Annotated in this window: 20 protein-coding genes; 9 read left to right on the plus strand and 11 right to left on the minus strand. The window is 73.6% G+C overall.

Going from position 1 to position 23,645, the window contains the following annotated elements:
- Positions 1-38: 38 nt before the first annotated feature.
- Entirely contained in the window at positions 39-1,502 is a 1,464-nt protein-coding gene (locus DSM104329_RS25255) for a DHA2 family efflux MFS transporter permease subunit (RefSeq protein WP_259312628.1), read from the minus strand.
- A gap of 126 nt (positions 1,503-1,628) precedes the next feature.
- On the opposite strand from DSM104329_RS25255, the gene lon reads away from it, so the two are divergent.
- Both lon and DSM104329_RS25265 read left to right on the plus strand, forming a co-directional pair.
- Positions 1,629-3,947: an endopeptidase La gene (lon, locus tag DSM104329_RS25260; protein ID WP_259312629.1), complete on the plus strand. Its 2,319-nt coding sequence runs from the start codon at positions 1,629-1,631 to the stop codon at positions 3,945-3,947.
- A 209-nt stretch (positions 3,948-4,156) separates the two neighbouring features.
- Positions 4,157-6,769, plus strand: coding sequence for a SpoIIE family protein phosphatase (locus DSM104329_RS25265; RefSeq protein ID WP_259312630.1), 2,613 nt, complete (start codon positions 4,157-4,159; stop codon positions 6,767-6,769).
- Positions 6,770-6,921: 152 nt separating this feature from the next.
- On the opposite strand, the gene DSM104329_RS25270 is transcribed toward DSM104329_RS25265, so the two are convergent.
- From DSM104329_RS25270 to DSM104329_RS25295, 6 genes are all read right to left on the minus strand, one after another.
- A complete protein-coding gene (locus DSM104329_RS25270; protein WP_259312631.1) occupies positions 6,922-7,869 on the minus strand; it encodes a COX15/CtaA family protein in 948 nt (315 codons plus the stop codon).
- 61 nt (positions 7,870-7,930) lie between these two features.
- A complete protein-coding gene (gene rfbC / locus DSM104329_RS25275; protein ID WP_259312632.1) occupies positions 7,931-8,476 on the minus strand; it encodes a dTDP-4-dehydrorhamnose 3,5-epimerase in 546 nt (181 codons plus the stop codon).
- A 35-nt stretch (positions 8,477-8,511) separates the two neighbouring features.
- On the minus strand, positions 8,512-9,192 hold the full coding sequence (locus tag DSM104329_RS25280) for a class I SAM-dependent methyltransferase (protein WP_259312633.1): 681 nt from the start codon (positions 9,190-9,192) through the stop codon (positions 8,512-8,514).
- Positions 9,189-10,046 (minus strand): ABC transporter permease, encoded by an 858-nt coding sequence (locus DSM104329_RS25285; protein WP_259312634.1) that lies wholly within the window; start codon positions 10,044-10,046, stop codon positions 9,189-9,191. Before DSM104329_RS25285 ends, DSM104329_RS25280 begins: the two co-directional genes overlap by 4 nt.
- Positions 10,033-11,265 carry an ABC transporter ATP-binding protein gene (locus tag DSM104329_RS25290; protein WP_259312635.1) on the minus strand — a complete coding sequence of 411 codons (1,233 nt, stop codon included), beginning with the start codon at positions 11,263-11,265 and terminating at the stop codon, positions 10,033-10,035. The genes DSM104329_RS25285 and DSM104329_RS25290 overlap by 14 nt, the downstream gene beginning before the upstream one ends.
- A gap of 234 nt (positions 11,266-11,499) precedes the next feature.
- The gene (locus tag DSM104329_RS25295) at positions 11,500-12,456 is read right to left on the minus strand and encodes a glycosyltransferase family protein (RefSeq protein ID WP_259312636.1); all 957 of its coding nucleotides are present in this window, start codon (positions 12,454-12,456) and stop codon (positions 11,500-11,502) included.
- Positions 12,457-12,481: 25 nt separating this feature from the next.
- On the opposite strand from DSM104329_RS25295, the gene DSM104329_RS25300 reads away from it, so the two are divergent.
- Together DSM104329_RS25300 and DSM104329_RS25305 are read left to right on the plus strand one after the other, a co-directional pair.
- Positions 12,482-13,726 (plus strand): glycosyltransferase family 4 protein, encoded by a 1,245-nt coding sequence (locus DSM104329_RS25300; protein ID WP_259312637.1) that lies wholly within the window; start codon positions 12,482-12,484, stop codon positions 13,724-13,726.
- Positions 13,726-14,217, plus strand: a complete 492-nt coding sequence (locus DSM104329_RS25305; protein ID WP_259312638.1) for a hypothetical protein — start codon at positions 13,726-13,728, stop codon at positions 14,215-14,217. The genes DSM104329_RS25300 and DSM104329_RS25305 overlap by 1 nt, the downstream gene beginning before the upstream one ends.
- A gap of 20 nt (positions 14,218-14,237) precedes the next feature.
- Here the strand turns inward: DSM104329_RS25305 and DSM104329_RS25310 are convergent, their stop codons facing one another.
- From DSM104329_RS25310 to DSM104329_RS25320, 3 genes are all read right to left on the minus strand, one after another.
- A complete protein-coding gene (locus DSM104329_RS25310; RefSeq protein WP_259312639.1) occupies positions 14,238-15,215 on the minus strand; it encodes a hypothetical protein in 978 nt (325 codons plus the stop codon).
- An 88-nt stretch (positions 15,216-15,303) separates the two neighbouring features.
- Positions 15,304-15,990: an apurinic/apyrimidinic endonuclease family protein gene (locus DSM104329_RS25315; RefSeq protein ID WP_259312640.1), complete on the minus strand. Its 687-nt coding sequence runs from the start codon at positions 15,988-15,990 to the stop codon at positions 15,304-15,306.
- Positions 15,991-16,242: 252 nt separating this feature from the next.
- Positions 16,243-17,196, minus strand: a complete 954-nt coding sequence (locus DSM104329_RS25320; protein ID WP_259312641.1) for a CgeB family protein — start codon at positions 17,194-17,196, stop codon at positions 16,243-16,245.
- Between the two features lie 29 nt (positions 17,197-17,225).
- Here DSM104329_RS25320 and DSM104329_RS25325 point away from each other — a divergent pair, with 29 nt between their 5' ends.
- From DSM104329_RS25325 to DSM104329_RS25340, 4 genes are read left to right on the plus strand one after another with little or no spacing between them, the layout of a single operon-like run.
- Positions 17,226-18,116: a class I SAM-dependent methyltransferase gene (locus DSM104329_RS25325; protein WP_259312642.1), complete on the plus strand. Its 891-nt coding sequence runs from the start codon at positions 17,226-17,228 to the stop codon at positions 18,114-18,116.
- A 28-nt stretch (positions 18,117-18,144) separates the two neighbouring features.
- Complete coding sequence (locus DSM104329_RS25330; RefSeq protein WP_259312643.1) at positions 18,145-19,356, plus strand: glycosyltransferase family 4 protein; 1,212 nt, start codon at positions 18,145-18,147, stop codon at positions 19,354-19,356.
- A complete protein-coding gene (locus DSM104329_RS25335; RefSeq protein WP_259312644.1) occupies positions 19,353-20,540 on the plus strand; it encodes a glycosyltransferase family 4 protein in 1,188 nt (395 codons plus the stop codon). Before DSM104329_RS25330 ends, DSM104329_RS25335 begins: the two co-directional genes overlap by 4 nt.
- On the plus strand, positions 20,537-21,277 hold the full coding sequence (locus tag DSM104329_RS25340; RefSeq protein ID WP_259312645.1) for an acyl-ACP thioesterase domain-containing protein: 741 nt from the start codon (positions 20,537-20,539) through the stop codon (positions 21,275-21,277). Before DSM104329_RS25335 ends, DSM104329_RS25340 begins: the two co-directional genes overlap by 4 nt.
- Positions 21,278-21,298: 21 nt before the next feature.
- Here the strand turns inward: DSM104329_RS25340 and DSM104329_RS25345 are convergent, their stop codons facing one another.
- A complete protein-coding gene (locus DSM104329_RS25345) occupies positions 21,299-21,550 on the minus strand; it encodes a hypothetical protein (RefSeq protein ID WP_259312646.1) in 252 nt (83 codons plus the stop codon).
- Positions 21,551-21,704: 154 nt separating this feature from the next.
- Between DSM104329_RS25345 and DSM104329_RS25350 the strand changes: the two genes are divergently transcribed.
- Complete coding sequence (locus DSM104329_RS25350) at positions 21,705-23,549, plus strand: polysaccharide deacetylase family protein (RefSeq protein WP_259312647.1); 1,845 nt, start codon at positions 21,705-21,707, stop codon at positions 23,547-23,549.
- The last annotated feature ends 96 nt before the right edge of the window (positions 23,550-23,645 follow it).

A 23,645-nucleotide genomic window follows, 5' to 3' on the forward strand; every position in this document is an offset into this window, starting at 1 on the left:
GCGTTCTCTCGCGCGGCGGGGAAGTTCAACAGGCTCCTCTAGGCGTGGACCGTCTCGACCTCGCGAGAGGCACCGACCACCGCACCGCCGGGGCAGTCCGCGGCGCACACGTCGCGCTTGGGGTTCTCGATGCCGAGCGCGCTGAGCACGCCGCCGATCGCCACCAGCGCGCCGGTGACGAGCACGGCGACGTGGAAGGCGTGCTCGGCGGTGCCGGTCGCCACGGAGGCGAACGACGTGCCGCTGCCGCCGAGCTGCGAGGCGACGACCGCGCCGATCGCCGCGATGGCGAGCAGGCTGCCGATGCGCGCCACCGCGTTGTTGATGGCCGAGGCCATCCCCGCCTGGCTCTCCGGCACGCCGCCCAGCACGGTGGCGGTCAGCGGAGCGACGGTCAGCGACAGGCCGAAGCCGAACACCACGATCGCCGGAAGCACCTGCGAGGGGTAGTCGGCGCTCGCGTCGATGCGGGCGAACAGCGCGATCCCCGCTCCTGCGACCACGGGCCCGGCGCCCATGAACAGCCGTGGGCCCCAGCGGTCGGCGAGCGCGCCGAAGCGCCGGGACAGCAGGAACATGATGATGGTCACCGGCAGTGTGGCGAGACCTGCCTCGAGCGCGTTGTAGCCGCCCACCTGCTGGAGGAAGAGCACGAGGAAGAACGGCGAGGCGCCCAGCCCGCCGTACACCGCCAGCGTCGAGGCGTTGCCGACCGCGAAGTTGCGCTGGGCGAACAGCGCGAGCGGCAGCATCGGATGCGGGGCGCGCCGCTCGTAGCCGATGAAGGCGGCCAGCAGCGCGAGCCCACCCACGAGCGTCACGACGATCACCGGATGGCCCCAGCCCAGCTGCGGCTGCTCGATCAGCGCGAACACCGGGCCCGCCAGCCCGAGCGTGCCGAGCACGGCGCCCACGACGTCGACCCGCCCGGCGGACGGGGTGTCGTGCTCGGCGTCGACCTGCCGGACGATCGCCAGGGCCGCGAGCACGGGCAGCACGTTGATGGCGAAGATCCAGCGCCAGGACGCGGAGTCGACGATGAGCCCGCCGATGAGCGGGCCGCCGACCATCGCGATGCCCGACCAGGCGGTCCACGACCCGATCGCCGCACCGCGCTCGTTGCGGGGGAACTTCGCCACGATCAGCCCGAGCGTGTTCGGCACGAGCAGCGCCCCCGCCGCGCCCTGCAGTGCCCGTGCGACGACGAGCGTCTCGATCGTCGGCGCGAGCGCGCACAGGATCGACGTGACGCCGAATGCCACGAGGCCGATGGTGAACATGCGCCTGCGCCCGTGGAGGTCCCCCAGCGAGCCGCCGACGAGCAGGAGCGCGCCGAGGGTGAGCAGGTACGCGCCGCTGAGCCACTGCTGGCCGGCCAGCCCGCCGCCGAGGTCGTCGGCGATCGCCGGCAGGGCGACGTTGACCACGGTCGAGTCCACGAAGACGACGATCGACCCGAGGACCGCGGCGGCCACGGTGAGCCGGGCCTGGCGCGGGGACATGCCCAGAGTCTGGCACGCCGCGGCACCTCAGCCTGGGCGCCGCCTCAAACCTCAGTGGACAGGGCGCAGATCGGGCGCTACTATGTGTCCTCGACTGTTGCCTACCTCAAAGGTTTGCCTGCTCTAATGACCACGCTACTGCTCGTCCCGCTGGAAGACACGGTGATCTTCCCGACGATGGACGTGACCCTGCCGGTGGACGTCGGCGACGAGGAGCAGGTGCTCCTGGTCCCGCGCCACGAGGGCAGCTTCGCGTCGGTCGGCACCATCGCCCGCGTCGCCGAGCGCGTCCGCCTGCCCGGCGGCGTCCGCGGCGCCTCTCTGGAGGGCGTCGCCCGCGGCATCGCCGGCGCCGCCTCCACCGACGCCGGCGGCCGCCTGCGCGTCGAGGTGACCGAGTCGCCCGACGTCGTCCCCGTCGACGGGCGCACCCGCACGCTCGAGCGCGAGTACCGCGCCGTCGTCGACGAGATCCTCGATCTGCGCGGCGACGACGGCCGCGTCGCCTCCTTCCTGCGCTCGATCACCGAGCCCGGCGCGCTGGCCGACACCTCCGGCTACTCGCCCGATCTGTCCTTCGACCAGAAGGTCCGGCTGCTCGAGACCATCGACGTCACCGAGCGCCTCGAGCTCGCCCTCGGCATGCAGCGCGAGCGCCTCGCCGAACTGCAGGTCCGCCGCCGTATCCGCGAGGACGTCGAGTCCGGCGCCAACAAGCAGCAGCGCGACTACTTCCTGCGCAAGCAGATGGAGTCGATCCGCAAGGAGCTGGGCGAGGACGACGGCTCGATCGTCGACGAGTACCGCACGAAGATCGAAGAGGCCGGCATGCCCGACGCCGTGCGCGAGCAGGCCGAGCGCGAGCTCGACCGCTTCGAGCGCACCGGCGAGCAGGGCGGCGAGGGCCAGATGATCCGCACGTACCTCGACTGGCTCATCTCCGTGCCGTGGAGCGAGCGCTCCGAGGAGCACCTGGACCCGGTCGGCACCCGCGAGGTGCTCGACTCCGACCACGCGGGCCTCGACGACGTCAAGGACCGCATCGTGGAGTACGTGGCGGTGCGCAAGCTGCGGCAGGAGCGCGGGATCGGGGTTTCGCCCTCCGACACTCGCAAGCTCGCGTCTCGGGCGACGTCACATAACGGGGCCATCCTCACCCTGATCGGGCCTCCGGGCACGGGCAAGACCTCGATCGGCGAGTCGATCGCCCGCGCCATGGGCCGCGAGTTCGTGCGCATGTCGCTGGGCGGCATCCGCGACGAGGCCGAGATCCGCGGCCACCGCCGGACGTACATCGGCGCGCTGCCGGGTCGCCTGGTGCGCGCCCTGCGCGACGCCGGGACCATGAACCCGGTGATCCTGCTCGACGAGGTCGACAAGGTCGGCGCCGACTGGCGCGGCGACCCCAGCGCGGCCCTGCTCGAGGTGCTCGACCCGGCGCAGAACTCGACGTTCCGCGACCACTACCTGGACGTGGAGCTCGACCTGTCGCAGGTCGTGTTCATCGCCACCGCCAACCAGGCCGAGACGATCCCCGGCCCGCTGCTGGACCGCATGGAGGTCATCCGCTTCGACGGCTACACCGTGGCCGAGAAGACGGCCATCGCCCGCGACTACCTGTTCCCGCGCCAGCGCGAGCGCAACGGGTTGCACGAGGAGGAGGTGGCGGTCTCCGATGACGTCCTGGAGCTCGTCGTGCGCGAGTACACACGGGAGGCCGGCGTGCGCCAGCTCGAGCGCGAGCTCGGCACGCTGCTGCGCAAGACGGCGACGCGGATCGCGTCGGCGACGGCGACGGCCCCGGTGACGATCGACGTCGAGCTCGTCCGCGACGCGCTCGGCCGCCAGAAGGTGTTCCAGGAGGCGGCGATCCGCACGGCGGTGCCGGGCGTGGCCACCGGCCTGGCGGTCACCGGCGTCGGCGGCGACGTCCTGTTCGTCGAGAGCACCTCGATGGACGGCAAGGGCGGCCTGACGCTGACCGGCCAGCTGGGCGACGTGATGAAGGAGTCCGCCCGGATCGCGCTGAGCTACGTGCGCGGCCACGCGCACGAGCTGGGCATCGACCCGCACGGCTTCGAGGACACGGAGTTCCACGTCCACGTCCCGGCGGGCGCGATCCCGAAGGACGGGCCTTCCGCGGGCATCACGATGACGACGGCGCTCGCGTCGCTGCTGACCGGCCGCCCGGTCAAGCACACGGTCGGCATGACCGGAGAGGTCACGCTGCAGGGCCGGGTGCTGCCGATCGGCGGGCTCAAGCAGAAGGTCCTGGCCGCCCACGCGGCGGGCCTGACCGACGTGATCCTGCCGGAGCGCAACCGGCCGGACCTCGACGACGTGCCGGAGGACGTGCGCGAGCAGATGACCTTCCACCCGGTCATGACGATCGGCGAGGTCCTCGACATCGCGCTCGAGCCGGCGCCCGCCGTCCACCACGCCTGACCCTTCGCGGCGCACCCTGCCGCGCACCAAGCTCCTTCGCGGGAGAAGCGAAAGCAGAGCGGCCGGGCCTTCGGGCCCGGCCGTTTCGCTTGGCGCTGGCGCGCGCGTACCGGGCGGGCGTATGCTCGCCGCGCCCGGGGCGGATCTTCGTCCAGCGCTCTCCCGAAGGCGCGAGCTTTGCCTTTCATCCGCACTAGAGTCGCCCGCCGATGGCGCTGAAGCTGCGACCGATCGCGCCCGCCGCCGGCGTCATGCTGCTGGTCGCGGTCGTCGACCTGGCGCTGGGATCCTCCGTGTCCCTGCTCCCCCTCCTCGTGCTCGGGCCGCTGCTCGCCGCCGCCATGACGGGCCCGGCGCCGACGGCGTGGATCGGCGCGGTGGCCGTCGTCATCGCGATCGCCATCGCCGGGGCGACCGACATGTTCGACGAGCGCCGGTTCTACGTCGGCGTCGGCACCGTGCTCGCCGGCGCCGTGCTCGCACCGATCCTGTCGGCGTCGCGCACCCGCGAGCACCGCCGCCGGCTGGCCGCCGAGCGGGGGCGCGTGCGTGCCGACCTGCTCGCCCGGGCGGGCGAGCTCTTCGAGACGGGCACGGACCCGCTCGACCACCTCGACGAGCTCGCCGCGCTCGCGGTGTCGGGCCTGGCCGACCTCGCCGTCGTCGACCTGATCGGTCCGGACGGCGCCCTGCGCGCGGCGGGGGCCGCGGGGGCTCGGCCCGGCAGCGCCGAGGCCATCCGCGCGAGCCGCATCGCCAGTCCCGTCGACCTGCAGAGCAACCATCCCGTCGCGGTGGTCGCGCGCTCGGGCGATCCCCTGCTGCTGCGCGACATCGCCGAGCGCGACAGCGAGGAATGGGCGACCTCGCGCGAGCACTTCGAGATCATCCACCGGCTCGGGTACGGCTCGGCGGTGATCGTCCCGCTCAGCGCCCGCGGCCGCCCGATCGGCACGATGGCGCTCGTCCGCTTCCGCGGCCGCCGCGCCTTCAGCCGCGCGGACCTGTCGACCGCGGCCGACCTCGCCCGGCGGGCCGGCGTGGCGATCGACCACTCGCGGCTGGGCGCCGAGCTCGGCGAGACGACGACGGAGCTGCGGACCGTCCTGGGCGCTCTCGCGGAGGCCGTCACGGTGCAGCGCGCCAACGGCGAGGTCGTGTACGCCAACCAGGCCGCGGCGCAGCTCACCGGCTTCGACTCGGTGGAGGACCTCCTCGCCACGCCGCTGTCGGAGTACCCCCAGCGCTGGGAGGTGCGCGACGAGCACGGCGACGAGATCGACTTCGAGCGGCTGCCGGGCCGTCTGGCGCTGGCCGGCGAGGCGAACCCCGCACCGCTGCTCATGCAGATCGTCAACCGCGCCACCGGGGTGCGCAGCTGGCGGCTGGTCAAGGCGCGGCCCATCCTCGACGCCGGCGGGCAGCCCCGGCTGGCGGTCAACGTCATCGAGGACGTCACCGAGCAGCGTGACCACGAGATGGCGCAGGCGTTCCTCGTGCGGGCGAGCAAGCTGCTCGGCGCGTCGCTGGATCCGGCGGAGACGCTCGACAACCTCGCCGACGCGGTGGTGCCCGACCTGGCGGACTGGTGCGCGGTCGACATGCCCGACGAGCGCGGCGTGCTGCGGCGCGTGGCGACCGCCGACCGGCGCCCGGAGCGCACCCGCGAGGCGTCGCTCATCGTCCGCGAGCGCAGCGGCGAGCGAGCCCTGCCCGTGGGGCCGCCGCAGGTCATGCGCAGCGGCCGGCCCGAGTACTACCCGCAGATCGACGACGCGCTGCTGCAGGCGGCGGCACTCGACGCCACGCAGCTCGATCGCCTGCGGGCCGTGGGCGCCCGCTCCGCGATCGTCGTGCCGATGATCGCCGCATCGGGCGTGATCGGCACGATCACGATCGGCACCATCGAATCCGGCCGGGCGCTGACGCCCCGAGACCTCGAGTTGGCCGAGGAGCTCGGCCGCCGCGCCGGCATCGCGGTCGAGCACTCGCGGGTGCACGGGGAGCGCTCGGAGATCGCCGCGACGCTGCAGGCGGCGCTGCTGCCTCCGCGCCTGCCCGCCGTGCCCGGCGTGGCGATCGCGGCGCGCTTCCGCGCCGTCGGCGGCGGCGACACGGTCGGCGGCGACTTCTACGACCTGTTCCCGCTGAGCGGCGCCCCGCCGGGATGGATGGTCGTCATGGGCGACGTCACCGGCAAGGGGCCGGAAGCGGCCGCGGTGACGTCGCTCGTGCGCTACTCGATGCGCACCGCCGCGATGTACGAGCGCGACCCCAGCAGGGTGCTGCGGCGCCTCAACGACGTGCTCGCGCGCGACGACCACGACCGGCGGCCGTGCACCGCGGTCTGCGTCCGGGTGCTCACCCGGAACGGCCGCGTGCGGATCACGGTCGCCTGCGCCGGGCACCCACCGCCGCTGCTGACGCGCCGCGACGGCGCGGTCGAGCCGTTCGGGCGGCCCGGCACGCTGCTCGGCGCGTTCGACGAGGGCCACTGGACGAGCGTCTCGATCGACCTGCGGGCCGGCGAGAGCCTCGTGCTGTTCACCGACGGCGTGACCGACACGCGCGGCGCGGCGGGCCGCTTCGGCATCGGGCGGCTGCGGCGGGTCGTCGCCGAGACGGCGGGGCGAACGCCGGACGAGATGGCCGCCGCGCTGGACGAGGCGCTGCTCGCGTTCCAGGAGGGCCGCCAGCGCGACGACGTGGCGGTGCTCGTCCTGCAGGCCGACCCGCACGACGACGCCGCGTCGACCGCCGGCGGGGCGAGCGACGCGCACGACTCCACGGAGGATGCGGGGTCTTCTCCGGCCGCTGCTTGACGGGCGCGGCGCCGACCTGCTCGGGTGCGCGCACGGCCGATGGAGCCTCCCGCCTTCATCTACGCGTCGTCCGCGCACCGTCGCGACCGGACCTGGTCACGCCGCCGTCGCCGCCGTTGGTGGCGCCGAGCGGCGCCCCGCCCCCGGGCCGGCTACACGCGTGCGCGTTCGACCGAGACGGCCCGCTGACGTTCGCGCGAGACCGCCGGCGTCAGCGTGCCGGCGGCCGCCGTGGCCCACAGCAGGGCGAGCCACGTGCAGGTCGCCAGCGCGACGTGGATCCACACGATCTCCGGCGGCAGCTCGTTCTCGTACTGGATGAAGCCGACGATCCCCTGCACCGCGATGAGCACGCAGACGACGGTCATCGCCTTGCGCACCTGGGCATTCGCGCTGCGCCGCCACAGGAGGAACCAGATCAGCACGGCGCTGACCCCGAGGATCGTCGACATGCGGCCGTGCCAGTGGATGATGTCCGTCATCGTCGTGCCGCCCCAGAAGTCCAGCCGCGGCACCACCTCGCCCGTGCCCGAGGCGCCCGCGTGCGGACCCGCCCCCGTCGCGGCGGTCCCGGCGAACAGCACGAGCCCGCCCCACACGAGCAGCGCGCGGACCGGCAGGACGCTGAGGCGGTCGGCGACGCGCGGCCGCTCGCCGGGCTCGTGGCGCGCGCGCCAGGCCAGGGCCACCGCCGCGGCGAGCACGAGCTGCGACAGCAGGAAGTGGCTCATGACGAAGCCCGGCGCGAGCCCGTAGAGGACCGTCAGCCCGCCGAGGACCGCCTGCCCGACGACGCCGAGCGGGAGCAGCACGCCGATGATGGCGAGGTCCTTGCGGAACGGCCGGCGCAGGAACGCGCACAGCGCTGCGGCGATCGTCGCGATGCTCACGACGCCCGTGAACAGCCGGTTGCCGTACTCGATCGCCGCGTGCGAGTCGAGCTCGGTCTGGATGACCTTGCCCTCGCAGCGCGGCCAGGTCGGGCACCCGAGCCCCGACCCGGTCAGCCGCACCGCCGCGCCCGTGAACACGATGACCACGAGCGTGATCAGCGCGATCAGCGTGATGAGCGCGTAGGTGCGCGGAGAGATGCGGGGCACGCGGGCGAGCACCGGTCGACAGGATAGGACGGCCTCGCCGCTTGCCTGCCCGGGTGGACGCCTACTCCGGCAGGTCCTCCGGCGGCACGTCGCGCAGCATCGGCTGGTTGTCGTCGCGCTCGGACGTCTGCAGCTCGAGGCCGTCGGGCCAGGCGATGCCGATGTCCGGATCGCGGTAGGAGATGCCGCGGTCGCGCTGCGGGTCGTAGTAGTCGTCCTGCAGGTAGACGACGTCGGCGATCTCTGAGAGGACGACGAAGCCGTGCGCGAACCCGGCCGGCACGAAGAGCTGGTGGTGGGTCTCGTCGTCGAGCGTGAACGCCTCCCACTGGCCGAAGCACGGCGAGGTGCGGCGCACGTCGACGACGACGTCGAGGATGCGGCCGCGCGCGCAACGCACGTGCTTGGCGAGGCCGAGCTGGTAGTGCATGCCGCGCAGCACGCCCCGGCTCGAGCGCGAGTGGTTGTGCTGGACGAACTCGGTCGTGATCCCGACCTCGTCGAACGTCTCGCGGCGGAAGGTCTCCACGAAGAACCCGCGGGCGTCGCCGTGGATGGTCGGCTCGAGCAGGATCGGTCCGTCGAGGCGGGTGTCGAGGCGTCGCATAGGCGGTCGCAGGCTAGTACTTCCGGACGGCTGCACTAGTGGAAGGCGCGCAGCGTGATGAGCAGCTCGTACGCGGGATCGTCGGTCGCGAACGCGGCGGCGTCGACCTCGTGGTCGGCCAGCCCATAGAGGAACGCGGCGGCCGTGCGCACGTTGCCGTGGGCGCCGACCTCCGCCGCGTCGAAGACCTCTGCCGCGAGCGCGCGCAGGCCGTGCGTCGTGTAGCGGACGTGGTCGGGGAACGTCTCTCCGGGCGCGATCTGGCTGATGCCGGGAACGGTCAACAGCAGCACGCCGCCCGGCGCGAGCGCGTCGCGCGCCTGGCGCAGCGCCGTCAGCGGGTCGGCGATCAGCTGCAGGGTCTGGGTGCAGACGAAGCAGTCGAACGTGCCCGCGGGCAGCGCGCCGAAGTCACCGCGGATCGTGGCGTGCGCGGCGTCCGGGTCGGCGTCGAGGACGTCCATGCGCTCGCACGCGCCGAAGCGCTCGAGGTACGTCGGCTCATAGATCTCGACGCCGCGGCCGCGGAGGTCGGCGCGATGGCGCTCGAGGAAGCGCTCGATGTAGACGCGGTCGACGGGCCGCCCCCGGTCCAGGCCGAACCGGCGCGACAGCGGCTGCTGCGGCAGGTACGGCGCGACCCGCGCCGACCGCGGCCGCCCGCGCTGCCAGGCCCGCGTGTATGCGCGGCCGGCCGCCGCGCGCCAACCGCTCACAGGTCCTCGGCGAGCCGCGGCGCCGCGCGCCGGAAGACCGCGTAGCCGAGCGCGAACACGCCGAAGATGATCGCCAGCGGGATCAGCAGCCGCCAGGTCCCTCCGATCGCGGACGCGGCGGTGTCGTACTCCGGGCTGACCATCGCGTGGCGAGCCTGCTGGAGGATCGCCGCGAACGGGTTGAGCATGAGCACCTTGGCGACCCATGTCGGGGCGGTCTCCTGCACCGTCTCGATCATGTAGAAGATCGGCGAGGCGTAGAAGAGGATCTGCAGGACGACGTCCCAGATCGGCTTGACGTCGCGGGCCCGCACGAACGAGGCCGACAGCAGCATCGCCATGCCGCTCGACACGATGGCCAGGAGCGCCACGAGCGGGATCAGCTCGAGCCAGGACCAGCGCACGCTGCCACCCGACGCGAGCAGGAACACGACCACCACGCCGAAGTTCAGCACGAGGTTGAACATCGCCGTCAGCACCACCGACATCGGCACCGCCAGCCGCGGGAACTCGATCTTGCGCACGAGGTTCTCACGGTCGACGATCGACGTCACCGCGGTGCCGGTCGACTCGCTGAAGAACGTGTAGAGGACGAGCCCGAGCAGCAGCGCCACGCCGTAGAACGGGACGTCGTTGCCGACGTCGATGATCTGCGTGAACAGGACGTAGAGCACGCCGAACAGCAGCAGCGGCCGCATGACCTGCCACGCGTAGCCGAGCACCGAGCCGAAGAAGCGCAGCTTGAACTCGGTGACCGCGAGCGCGCGGGTGAGGTGCCAGAAGCGGCGCGGGTCGGTCCCGACCGCCGAGGGCCCCTTGATCTGGCGGCCGAGGCTGGCCTCAGCGGCGCTCACGGCTGAGCACCTCCAGGTCGAACGGAAGGTCGAGCACCGCGTCGGTCGAGCGCGCACCGGTGACGACGACCGAGGCGAACCGCTCGCGCCGGTCGATCCACGCGACGCCGCTGCCACCGCGCGCGATGGCGGGAGTCGCCTCGTAGCGCCCGGACGACAGCACGCAGTCGAACGCGATCCGGATCGTCGCCTCGTCTCCGGCCGCGAACCCCCCGCAGGCGGGCAGCAGCACGTTGGAGGCCTCGAAGACCGGCGTTCCCCGATCGTCGGCGAGGACGACCCCGAAGAGCGGATCGGCGACCGGCTCGCGGAAGCGCGCGCGGAAGCAGAAGGCGGCGCGCTGGCCGGTCGGGACCGTCTTGGCGCGCTCGCCCGCCTCGTCCTCGAACCACGCCTCGACGATCTCGGCGCGCCGGTCGCCGTAGCGGCCGGCGTCGGACTCGTCGCGCGGCGTGCCGTCGTCGGTCTCGCCGCGGTTGAAGTTCAGCTCGAGATAGCGGGCGGCGACGCGGTCGGGTTCGCCGAGCTCGACGATCGAGCCGCGCTCGAGCAGCATCGCGCGGTCACAGAAGCGCTGGACGTTGCCCATGTCGTGGGTGACGAGCAGGACGGTGCGGCCCTCCCGGCGGATGCGCGCGAACTCGTCGAAGCACTTCTGCTGGAAGGCGGCGTCGCCGACCGCGAGCACCTCGTCGATGAGCAGCACCTCGGCGTCGACCTGCATCATCACGCTGAAGGCGAGCCGGACCTCCATGCCGCTCGAGTAGTTCTTCAGCTTGAGGTCCTCGAACTCGCGCAGCTCGGCGAAGTCGATGACCGCGTCGTAGCGGCGGCGCGCCTCGCGGGGGGAGAGCCCGAGCATCGTCGCGTTGATCATCACGTTGTCGCGCGCGGGCAGGTCGTTGTTGAAGCCGACCCCGAGCTCGATGAACGTCGACATCCGGCCGTTGACGTAGATGCGGCCCCGATCGACGGCGTAGATCCCGGCCAGGCACTTCAGCAGCGTCGACTTCCCCGACCCGTTGCGCCCGACGATGCCGAAGAACTCGCCGTCGTCGACGGCGAAGGACACGTCGCGCAGCGCGGGGAACGCCTCGTGACCCATGCGCCGCATCGGGTGCAGCGCCCGCTCCTTGAGCGTGTGGACGCGCTCGTGCGGCAGGCGGAAGGTCTTCGAGACACCGTCGACGGCGACAGCCGGAAGGGCGGGGCTCGACACGCAGAGAGCGTACTCGCGGCGGTGGGCGGCTCCGGTGCCCGCGCGAGCGGTGGCGCGCCGGTGCGATCCACCGTCATGACCCGCTGCCGCCTGGCGGTGGCCGCCGCGCTGGCGTGCTGCTTCGCGCTGCCCGCCTCGCCGGCCGTCGCGGCGCACGCGCCCGCCGACCTCGCCGCCGCGCAGCGACAGCCGCAGCCTCGGCTACACGCCCGGCAGGCCGCCGCGGCCGTCGACCTATGGAGCGCTCGCGGCGGACGCGTCGCGGGCCGAGCCGAACGTCCGGACGTCGGCGAGCAGGTCGCCGACGATCCGCGGCCAGACCCGGCTGGCGCGGTAGTCGTCGGCCTTCGCGCGGCCGCGGTGGCGGACGCGCTCGAAGGTCTCGGGCCGGCGCTTGAGCTGGTAGAGCAGCGTCATCAGCTCGTCCGGGCGGCGGATCTCGAGGAAGTCGATGCCGGCCTCGAGCCCGTACGTGGGATCGAGCGGCTCGGATATGACGAGGTGGCCGGCGGCGAGATGCAGCAGCACGCGGTTCTCGAAGCTGGGGTACGGCTCCCCGTGGAGGTTCAGCGCGACGTCGGTGCGGGCGAACACGTCGCGCAGCTCGTCGCCGTGCAGGCCGTGCGCGTAGTGCAGGACGTCGTACTCGTGCTTGGCGTTGATGAGGAAGCGCTCGCGATGGTCGGTCGAGTACCCGACGAAGAGGATCCGCGGCGGCGCGGCGCTCGGAGCGACGGGGGCGTACAGGCGGTCGTCGACGGGCAGCGGCAGGGAGCGCCACACGCGCGCATGGCGGTCGGCGGTCGCGACGACGTGGGGGTCGAAGGCGACGACCCGGTCGAAGTTCGCCGGGTCGGTGAGGGCGAGCTCGGACTCTCGCCACTCGAGGTCGGGGTGCTCGTCGCCGCCGCTGCGCTTCAGCGGCTCGGTGACGAAGCCGAGCGTGATCGCGTCGAGCGTGACGAACGCCCCCGGCGCGATGATCTCGGGCCGGAAGACGACGACGACGTGCGCGCCCCAGTCGGCGAGCGCGTCCCTGAGGGCGGTCACGTCGTCGCCGACCCCGGCGCGGAAGTCGAAGAAGCGCGGCTTGAGGTCGCGCGTCGGCGCGTGCAGGGCGCACTGGGCGAAGTACGTCTCCTGGCCGACGAAGGCGACGCGCGTGGGCTCTCCGAAGCGGGGTTCGCGCATGGCCGGGCCGTACAGTAACCCGCCCATGCGCGTGGCCTTCCTCACCCAGGATCTGCAGCTGTCGGGCGGGGTCGGCGTGGTCGTCGAGCACGCGTCGCAGCTCGCCCGCCGCCACGGGTTCGACGTCTCGCTCGTGCTGACGCAGCAGCAGGCCGAGCCGGACTGGGCGTTTCGCGGACTCGAGCACCTGCACGTCGTGCCGCTCGACGAGGCGCGGCGGATGCGCTTCGACGTCGCCGTCTCGACGTGGTGGGAGACCGCGGACCAGCTCTTCGACCTGTCCGCGGCGCGCTACGCCTCGTTCGTGCAGTCCTTGGAGGACCGCTTCTACCTGCCGGAGGAGCCCGAGCGGATGGCGGCGGCCCTGGCGCTCGACCTGCCGGTGCGGTTCGTCACCGAGGCGCGCTGGATCGTGCGCTGCCTCGAGGCGCTGCGGGGGCCGGGCGGCGACCGGGTCCTGTTCGTGCGCAACGGCGTCGCCAAGGACGTGTTCGTCTCGCCGCCGGCGGCGCCGGTCGCGCTGCGCGGGCCGCTGCGGGTGCTGGTGGAGGGTTCGGCGCAGATCGCGTTCAAGGGGGTCGGCGAGGCGCTCGCCGCGGCGGGGGCGATGGACGAGGCGCGGTCGGTCACGCTCGTCACGCCGGATCGCGAGGGCGAGGTGCCCACCGGGGCCGACGAGGTGGTGCGCGCCGTGCCGCACGGCGAGATGGCGCGCCTGTACGCCGCGCATGACGTGGTGCTGAAGCTGTCGCGCGTGGAGGGGATGTTCGGCCCGCCGCTGGAGGGCTTCCACATGGGCGCGACGTGCGTCGTGACGCCCGTGACCGGCCACGAGGAGTACGTCCGCCACGGGGTCAACGGGATGGTCGTCGACTGGGACGACGTGCGCGGGACCGCGCGGATGCTCGACCTCCTGGCGAGCGACCGGGCGCTGCTGCACCGGCTGCGCACCGGGGCGCTCGCGACGGCGCGGGCATGGCCGTCGGTCGAGCAGTCGGGGGCGTTCATGGCGCTCGCGCTGCGGCGGATCGCGGCCGAGCCGCCGCCGTCGCCGCAGGCGGTGGGCCGGCGGCTCGTGCGCGATCTGCAGGCGAACCTCGCGGTGTCGCAACGGCTGACGATCGACCACACGATCACGTCGGGCGTGCTCAAGGACCTGCGCGAGCAGAACGCCTACAAGGTCGGCGTGTGGCTGCGCGGGGCGTTCCTCCGGCTGAGCGCGCCGGTGCGGCGCGTCCGGTGGTGGCTGCGATCGCGGAGCGAGAGCTGATGCGCACGGCGTTCGTCTCGGTGGCGCTCGCGGTGGCCGGCCTGGGCGCGATCGTCGGCGTGGCGAGCACGGCGGGCCCACCGGAGGGGTACGCCCGCTTCTCCTCGCAGGGCGCCCACGTCTACCGGCCGACCGCGTTGACCGAGGTGGCCTCGGGCGGGCGCTCGGTCGTGCTCAACGCGCGCGGGGCGCCGGGCGCGGTGCGGATCGCAACGCTGCCGGCGAAGGGCCGGGCGCTCGGTCCCGCGGCACGGGCGGCGCTCGCGGAGGGCGGTGGCGGGCACGTCGCCGGCGACAAGGCGGTCGACGTCACGGGCGCCGACGCGGCCCGGGAGGTCGTCGCCGACGACGCGCAGCGGCGGGTGCGGCGGGTCGCCGTGGTCGCCCGCCAGGACGACCGGCTCTACGTCCTGACGGTGTCGGTGCGGCGCGGGACGCCGGCGCGGGTGCTCGACTCGCAGACGGTGCTCGACTCGTTCTACCTGGACTGAGCGGGGCGCGCAGCTGCGCGTCAGAAGATGCCGTACTCGCGCACGAGCGGCAGGAGCGGCGTCTCGAACAGCAGCGCGAGGAGCCCGTTCTGGAGGTCGTCGGCGTCGCGCCGCGCGGTCCGGAAGGCACGGTTGCGGTCGCCCTCGTCGCGCGTGAGCGACGACAGCTCGGCCCGGACGTCGTCGTCGCCGAGCATCCCCAGCCACCGGTCGTACGCCGACATCGCGCGCACCCCGGCGTCGGGATCGAACTCGAGGAAGACCTCGGCGAGCCGGTCGGTCGCGGGCATCTCGAACTGGCGCAGCAGCTCGCCCCGGATCTGGCCGGCGCGCAACCGGTGGCACAGAAGCAGCGGCAGCAGCCCGCCGGCGAACAGGACCTTGCGGTTCAGGCGCAGCTTGAGGTTGCGCAGCGCACCCTTCTCACCGCCCCCGGCGCGCTCCTTGCCGACGAAGTCGACGGTGATCGTGCGCCAGTAGCGGATGACGTCGTTGAGGAAGAAGCGCGGCGGCCGGTGGTCCTTGACGTCGCCGCGCAGGTAGCCGTCGAGGACGTGCTCGCGGCTCGTTCGCCATGCGTCCTCGCCGCCGACCCAGACCGACTCCAGCAGAAGCAGCATCCGCCGGGTCAGGTTGCGGTTGGTGTCCTCGTCGAGCCCGATCCGCCCGGCGAGCTCCCCGGCGAAAGCGGTCTCCCCGAACAGGGCCTGGCCGCCCGGCTCGCGGACGAGCACCGCCTCGACGTCGCCCACCGGCGGCCACACGTCATCGCGGCGGTCGCCGGCGACGAGCACCAGCCAGTCGTCGTCGCTGCCGGGCGTGAGCTCCTGTCGCCCCCATGAGCCGAACAGCACGACGGCGACGTCGTCATCGAACGGCAGCGCGGCGAGGCGATCGCGCGCGGCCGCGAGCTCCCGCGCGGTCCGCTCGCGCGCCGCGGTCAGGTTCGGGAAGCCGTCGGCGGTGCGCGCGGCGAGCCTCTCGAGCGGGGCGGTCACCCCGCCAGCATCGCGGACCGCCTCATCGCGTGCTCGCCGGCACCGCGCGCGCCCGCGACGAGCGCCGGCGCCGGCGCCGACGCGTCGCTCAGGACGCCAGCGGGGCCTCGAGGATCCACGGCACATCGCGGCAGCGCCGCAGCACCGAGGTCCACGCCTGTTCGTCGGCGTCAGCGAGCGGGATGTGGTGGCAGTCCTCGTCCAGCGAGGAGACGTGCAGGTGGCGCAGGCGCCCGCAGAAGCGGTCGAGCAGGCGGTGGGCCTCCTGGAGGCTGGGGTCGACCGCGGCCGCGTGGGCGACGTCGAAGCAGAAGCCCGCCTCGGGAAGCTGGGCCATGAGCGGCGCGAGTTCCGCGGCGGTGCGGCCCGCCGGCTTGCGCGGATCCATGTTCTCCACGACGAGCGCGGAGCCGAGCCGCCGGTAGAGCGCAGGATCGTCGATGACGTCGGGATGCACGACGATCGCATCGACCCACGGCGGCAGCGCGGCCAGCCGCTCGACCAGCGCGGCCTCGCCGACCATGCGGTGCTTCACCGGGGCGTGCACCGAGAGGTAGCGGAACGGCAGGGCCGGCGTCGAGTCCAGGTACTCGAGCAGCCCCGGCAGCTCGCGTTCGGAGAGCGCCGCGAGCTCGACCGCGAACGACGACGTGACGAGCGCCTGCTCGACCAGCGCCTCCCAATCGCCCCGGTCCTCGGCCATGTAGCCCGTCGACGCACCGAGCGGATGATGCTGGGCGACGGGGCCGCGTTCGAGGAGCTGGAGGGGAACCATGGGGTCGGCAACGTTAGTCGGCTGATCGGACGGCGAGACGCAACCGCCCGCACGCAGCGGAAAACCGTTCCGAGCCGCCTCGGCCTCGTCGCGCTCGACCCCTGACTCGACAACCCCGCCGCCGCCCAGGGCTCCGGTCGGCTCATCCTCGAGCGGCCGCGGCCCGCCCCACCGCCGCCCGCGCTCAGCGGCCGCGGCCACCCCTGACGCCCGCGCGCTCAACGGCCGCGGCCACCCCTGACGCCCGCGCGCTCAGCGGCCGCGCCGAGACGTGCCGAACGCCTCGACGTCCGCGAAGGCATCCTCGACGAGCCGCGGCCAGACGCGGCTCGCGCGGTACTGCTCCGACTTGCGGCGCCCCCGCACGCGCACGCGCCGGTAGGCCTCGGGATGGCGCGAGACGGTCCGCAGCATCGACAGCAGCTCGTCCGGCTCGGAGAACTCCAGGTAGTCGATGCCCGGCTCGAGCCCGTGCGTCGGCGACAGCGTCTCGCTGACCACCAGATGGGCGGCGGCGAGGTGCAGGCACACGCGGTTCTCGAAGCTCGGGTACGGCTCGTTGTGGAGGTTGATGGCGACGTCGACGTCGCGCATCAGCGCGTCGAGCTCCTCGCCGTGGAGCCCGAACGCGACATGGAGGATGTCGAGCTCGTGCTTGGGGTGGCGCAGGAAGGTCTCGCGGTGCGGCGTCGAGCGGCCGACGAACGCGAGCCTGGGGGCCCGGCCCCCATCGCGTGGCGCGGACGCGTAGAAGCGGTCGGCGACCGGGATGGGCAGCGCCCGCCAGACCGGCAGGATGGCGTCGGCGGTCGGCACGATGAGCGGGTCGAACGCCACCGTGCGATCGAAGTTGCCGGGGTCGGCCTTGCGCAGGTCCGCGCGGCGGCGCCGCAGGTCCGGATGCGCCTTGCGGCCGGCGACGCGCGGGATGGGCTCGGTGAGGAAGCCGACCGTGAGCGCGCGCAGGCCGTCGAACGCGTGGGCCGGAACGATCTCGGGCCGGAACACGACCACCGCGTGCGGCACGAAGCGATCGAGCGCCGCGCGCATCGCATCGGCGTCGGCGCCTTCGCGGAAGTCGACGTACACGGTGCGCACGCGGTCGGAGCGTTCGTCGAGCGCGCACGCCTCGAAGTACGTCTGCTGACCCACGAACGCCAGCCGCAGCGGCTCGCCGAAGCGCGGGCTCGGATAGACAGGCGCCATCGCGCCCGCAAGATACGCTGCGGCACGCCATGGCCGACTGGCAGGAGCGCATCACGCGCGACACCAAGCCCTCGATCCGCGTCGAGCACGACCTGCGCTACGCGGCCGCCGCGCCGATCGTGCGCGGCGCGCCGTCGTGGGCGGATCTCGGTTGCGGGGCGGGCGTCGCCGCGGCCGACGCGCTCGGCTCGGATGCGCTGGGCCGCGTGGTGCTCGTCGACGCCGACGCCGACGCGCTCGGCCAGGCCGGCCGCGACCTGCGGGCGCGCGAGATCGTCCGCATCCGTGCCGATCTGGCGACCGATGCCGGCGTCGCGGAGGTCCGCGCCGCGGTGAGCGCCGGCAGCCCGGGCGCCATCACCTGCTTCGAGGTCATCGAGCACCTGGAGACGTTCGTCCCGCTCGTCGAGGCGCTGATCGAGCTCGGGTCCGAGGGCTGGACCGTCGTCCTGAGCGTGCCCAACGACGCGTTCTGGGCGCTGGAGAACCCGTACCACCACACCATGTGGGGCGAGGGCTCGTTCGAGGAGCTCCGCCGGCTGCTTCCGGCGGACGCGGTGATCGCCCACCAGGTCCCCCTCGACGGCTCGCACCTCGTCCTCGAGCACTTCGACGGCACCCTCGACATGCCGCCCGTGCGCCCGCGGGCGGACGCGGTGCCATCGCACTTCCTCGCCGCGTTCGGCCCCCAGGCGGGCCTGCTCGCCTCCCAGGCGCTGGCGATCCCGTCCGACCTCGACGGCCGGCGCACGTGGGAGCGCCAGCGCGAGTCGACGCTCGCGGTGCTCGAAGCAGAGCTCGCCGAGCTGCGCGCGTACGTGAAGTGGTCGTCGGACGAGCTGGCGCGACTCAATGCGCCCCAGGAGGTGCGCGACCAGACGCCGGAGACCCTGGCGCGGCGCGGCGCGGCCGCTCCGTGAGGGGCGCCTTGACGAGGAGGACCGCCCGATGAAGGTGGCGTTCCTCGTCAACGACCTGCAGCTCTCGGGCGGCGTCGGTGTCGTGGTCGAGCACGCCCGCCAGCTCGCGCGCCATGGGATCGAGGCATCGCTCGTGCTCGCGCGGGAGCGGGAGGATCCGGACTGGCGGTTCCGCGGGCTGGGCGAGGTCGGCGTGCTGTCGCTCGGCGACGCGCGCGCGCAGCCGTTCGACGTGGCGGTCGCCACCTGGTGGGAGACCACCGAGGCGCTGTTCGCGATGGACGCCGGCCGGCGGGCGTACTTCGTGCAGTCGCTCGAGGACCGGTTCTACCGGCGCGACGAGCCGCAGCGCCTCGGCGCCGCCCTGACGCATGACCTGCCGGTGCACGTCATCACCGAAGCGCGGTGGATCGCCGAGACGCTCGAGGAGCTGCGGCCGGAGGTGCGCGCGCTGTTCGTCCGCAACGGGATCTCGAAGGACGTGTTCCGGTCGCCCGCGGAGCTCGACGTTCGGCTGCGCGGCCCGCTGCGGATCGTCATCGAGGGCAATCCCGCGGTGTGGTTCAAGGGCGTCGGCGAGGCTCTGGCGGCGGTGGGGTCGATGCGCGAGCCGCGGTCGGTGACGGTGGTGACGGGAGCCCGCGACTTCGACTCCGCGGGCGCGGACGAGGTCGTCGGCCCGCTCTCGCATGACGAGATGGCCGCGCTCTACGCGCGGTCGGACGTCGTCCTGAAGCTCTCGCGCGTGGAAGGGATGTTCGGGCCGCCGCTCGAGGGCTTCCACATGGGCGCGACGTGCGTGGTGACGGCGGTGACGGGTCACGAGGAATACGTGCAGCACGGCGTCAACGGGATGGTGGTGGACTGGGACGACCCGCGCGGCACCGCGCGCACGCTGGACCTCCTCGCCCGGGATCGCGCGCTGCTGCACCGGCTGCGCTGCGGCGCGCTGGCGACCGCGCGGACGTGGCCCTCCTGGGAGCAGGCCGGCGCGGTGATGGCATGCGCGTTGCGCGAGGTGGCACGACGTCCCGAGCCGCAGGCCGCCCCCGGCGTGGCGCGGGCGCTCGGCGACGTTCGGGCGGCGATCGAGGCGCAGGCGCTCGTGGTCTCCCAGCGCGACAAGCTCCGGTACCGCGTCGTCCCGCTCGAGCGACTGGACGCGGTGGTCGAGCGAGCGCCATGGCGGTGGCTGCTGGCGCCGCTGCGGCGTGTGTGGCGAAGGGTGCGGCCGACGTGAACGCCCGCGACCTCGCCCGGCGGGTGCTCGGACGGCCCGACGCCGGGCCGCTGCAGGTGACGACGCCCGAGGCGCTGCTCGAGTACCTGCGCGACGGCCAGGCGCCGCTCGCACCCTCGACCGAACCGGCCCCGGCGGCTGCCGCCTCGGGCGCCGGCCGCCTGCGGGTGGCGGTCGTCGTGCCGCAGTTTCGCCGGGGGTCCGGCGGGCACTCGACGGTCATGCACCTGCTGCGGGGGCTGGAGGCGCGCGGGCACACGTGCTCGGTCTGGATCGAGGATTCAGACGGCACGCACTCGGGCCGGTCCCCCGACGACGTCGAGGCGTCCTTCCGCGGATGGTTCGGCGGCCTCTCGGGCGACGTGCACGCGGACTTCGCGGCATGGCGGGGAGCTGACGTCGTGCTCGCCACGGGTTGGCAGACCGTCTACCGCGTGCTCCGCCTGGACCGGGCACGCGCACGCGGCTACCTCGTGCAGGACCACGAACCCGAGTTCTACGGAACGTCGGCCGAGCGGATGTGGGCGGAGCAGACGTACGCGCTGGGCCTGCCGGCGATCGCCGCCTCGCCATGGCTGGCGGGCGTGCTGCGCGAGCGGTACGGCGCCCGCGCCGACGCGTTCGATCTCGGCATCGACCACGCCGTCTACGCCCCCGTTGCCGGCGTGGACCGCCGGGCGGACACGGTCGTCTTCTACGCCCGCGCGGTCACCGCGCGGCGAGCCGTGCCGCTGGGCGTGCTCGCATTGCGCGAGCTGGCCCGCCGCCGGCCGCGCCTGCGGATCGTGCTCTTCGGGGAGGCGCGGCCGATCGACGCCGGCTTCCGTCACACGGACGGCGGCGTGCTGGACGGCGATTCGCTCGCGGCGCTCTACTGCGAAGCCACGCTGGGCATGGTGCTCTCGCTGACGAACCCCTCTCTGGTGCCGACCGAGATGCTCGCGTGCGGCCTGCCCGTCGTCGACGTGGCGAGCGAGTCCATGGTCGCGACGTTCGACGAGGACGGCCCGATCGCCCTCGCGCGCCCGGACCCGATGGCGCTGTGCTCGACGATCGAGCGGCTGATGGACGACGATCACGAGCGTGCCCGGCGCAGCGCCGCCGGCGTCGAGTACGCGCGCGGGCGCACGTGGCCGCGAGCGGCCGAGCAACTCGAGACCGCGCTGGTGAGATGGCTGACGTGAGCCGTGAGCCGGGCGACGTTCTCGTCGCGGTCCCCGAACGGGGCCGCGTGTTCACGGGCAGCGCGCGGGGTCGTCTCGGCGACGTCACGCCCGCGGGCCGGGTGCGCATGGACACTCTCGCGCGCTGGCTGCAGGACGTCGCGTACGACGACGTCGCTCACGCCGGCCTGGCCGAGGCGGGGTCGTGGGTCGTGCGCCGCACGCGACTGCTCGTCCGTCGCTTTCCCCGCTTCGACGAGCCCGTCACGCTGCACACGTTCTGCAGCGGCATCGGCCCACGATGGGCCCAGCGCCGCACGAGCCTGCGCGGAGAGGGCGGGGCCGAGGTCGAGGCGGACGCGCTCTGGATCTTCCTCGACTGGGAGACGCTCCTGCCCGCCCGCTTCGACGATCGCTTCCTCGACGTCTACGGCGAGGCCGCCGCGGGCCGCCGCGCCGCGCGCGCACGCGCGCGCCATCCCTCGCCGCCCGACGGCGCGCGTCGCTTCGACTGGCGTTTTCGCGCGTCCGACACCGACCTCGCCGATCACGTGAACAACGCCGCCTACTGGGAGGTGCTCGAGGAGCGCCTCGCGCTCGGCGACGAACCGGCGGAGCTCGATGCCGAGATCGAGTACCGCGATCCCGCCCAGCCCGGGCCGGCGCGGGTCGCACACGATGGGGACATGCTGTGGATCACGAACTCCGATGGGGTGATCCTCGCCTCGATCGCCGCCGGCGGAACCGCGGCGGCGTGACGTCGCGGCCTTCTGCGGTGCTCATCGGCACAGGGTCTGCAGCGTCTCGAGCGCGTGCTCCGGCGCCCGCGGCATCGCCTCGAAGGCCGCCGCCGCGGCGCGCACCTCCGCGACGGTGGCCGCGGGGCGCTCCACGCAGAACCGGGCGAGCCAGCGCACGGCCGCGCGCTCGAACCGGCCGGGCTCGGCCTGCGAGATCGCCATGCACACCGACAGGGCGTCGCCGAGGTTCACCTGCGGCAACTCGGCTGCGGCGGCACGGATCAGGTCCATGTTGCCCGTGGCGAGGGCGCGGCGGAAACGGGCATACGGTCTGCCGGAAGAGGTCACGAACATATGTTCGCATCTGGAGCCGACGACCGCGGCGACGCTTCGCGGCTCTGGTGGGTCTCCCGGGTTGCGGCGGGCCCACTAGTAGCTTGAGCTCATGCCGACGATCCGCGTGGCCGTCTGCCTCGATCGCTTGTCCTCCGCGCTTCCCGAATGCCTCGGCGTGCTCGGCCGAGAGGTCGACGAACCGATCGTCGCTGCGGCCGGCCTCGCCCCCGCCGAGGTCGTCGCGCTGCGCCAGCTCGCCGGCCGGCTCGCCCCGGGGGCGGAGGTGGTCGAGGCGGCGCCGGGCATCGCGCAGGCCCGGAACGCGGCGCTTGCCGCCTGCGGCACCGAGGTCATCGCGTACCTCGACGACGACGTCGCCGTCGCCCGGGGGTGGCGTCAGGCACTGCGTTCCGCCTGGGACTCGGCGGCCGACGACCGGGCCACGATCGGCGGCCCGATCGCCCTGCGCTTCGACGCCCCACGCCCGCGGTGGCTCGGCGACGGCCTCCTCGTCGCGCTCGCCCCGCTCGACTACGGGACCGAGGCGATGGAACTGGACGCGCAGCAGCGCACCTTCCACGGCGGCAACGTCAGCTTCCGCACGGCCGCGCTGCGGGGCGCCGGCGGGTTCTGGCCGTCACGCGGCGGGCAGCGCGACTGGTTCTCGGAGGAGCATCACGCCCAGCGCGAGCTCGCCGCCGCCGGATGGACCGCGGAATATCGCCCGGAGCTTCGGGTCGAGCGCGTCGTCCGCGTCAGCGAACTGCGCAGCCGCGATCTCGCCGCACGCCGGCTGCGCTACGGCGGGCGCTCACAGCTCGTAGGGCGCCGGCGCGACGTGGCTGACGCGCTCCGGAACGCGGCGAGCGGCGCGGCCGGGGCCGGAGCGGCGCTCGTGCGCGGCGACCTGGCGACCGCCACCGACCGGGCCGGGCGCGCGGCCGAGAACGCGGGCGCCCTCGCGGCGCCCATCGTGGCCCACCGCGACCTGCAGCCCGCCACGGATGCCACGCCGTTCCGTCCCAGCGTCCCCGAGCCGCAGCGGCGCCTGCCGCGAATTCCGGCCCTCCGGCGCGCCTCGGACGCGCCCCGCGCGACGGCCCTGCTCTACCACCGGGTCGCGGACGTGGCCCACGACCCGCTGGGGCTCGCGGTCTCGCCCGCGGACTTCGTCTCGCACATCGACGCCTTGGGCGACCGCATCGTGCCCCTCGAGCAGCTGGCCTCCGGCGACTTCCCGGACGGGGCCGTGGCCATCACGTTCGACGACGGCTACGCCGACAACCTGCCGGCGCTGCGGAACGTCGGCGTCCCGGTCACGGTGTTCATCTCGACGGGCCACGTCGCCGACGGCCGCGGGTTCTGGTGGGACGAGCTGGTGCGCCTCCTGCACGCCGCACAGGCGACCCAGCCGCTCACGGTCACGCTCGACGGCGATGTCCGCACCTGGCCCGCGCACGACGCCGTGCAGCGCGAGCTCGCGCGGCGCGGCCTGCACGGATGGCTGCAGGTGCAGACACCCGAGCGCATCGAGACCGCGCTCGCGCAGGTCCGAGCTTGGGCGGCCGCGCCGGATGCCGAGGATCCGCGCCCGCTCACCGTCGACGAAGTGCGAGAGCTCGCCAAGCACGTGACGATCGGGGCGCACGGCCGCAGGCACGTCTCGCTGCGCTGGATGACGGCGGACGTCCGACGGACCGAGATGCAGGACAGCCGCGCCGACCTGGCCCGCTGGGTCGGATATCCGCCGACGGCGTTCTCGTATCCGTTCGGCGTCCCCGACCGAGACGTCGACGACTCGGTACAGCAGCTCGCCCGTGCTCTTGGATACACCGCCGGGGTCGTCAACGCGCCGGAGCTCGTGACGCCCGCCAGCCCACCGCTCGCGATTCCCCGCTTCGTCGCACCGCCGGTGCGCGGCGACGAACTCGTTCTACGAGTTTCCGGCAAATAGCGCGAATCGGCGGGAACGCCCCTCAGACGGTCGTCCATTTGTTGCGCCGGCACCGTTTGACGGTTGCTATCTCCGCGTGCCTCCAGGGGGCGAAGT

The organism is Capillimicrobium parvum, from assembly GCF_021172045.1.
GTDB lineage: Bacteria > Actinomycetota > Thermoleophilia > Solirubrobacterales > Solirubrobacteraceae > Capillimicrobium > Capillimicrobium parvum.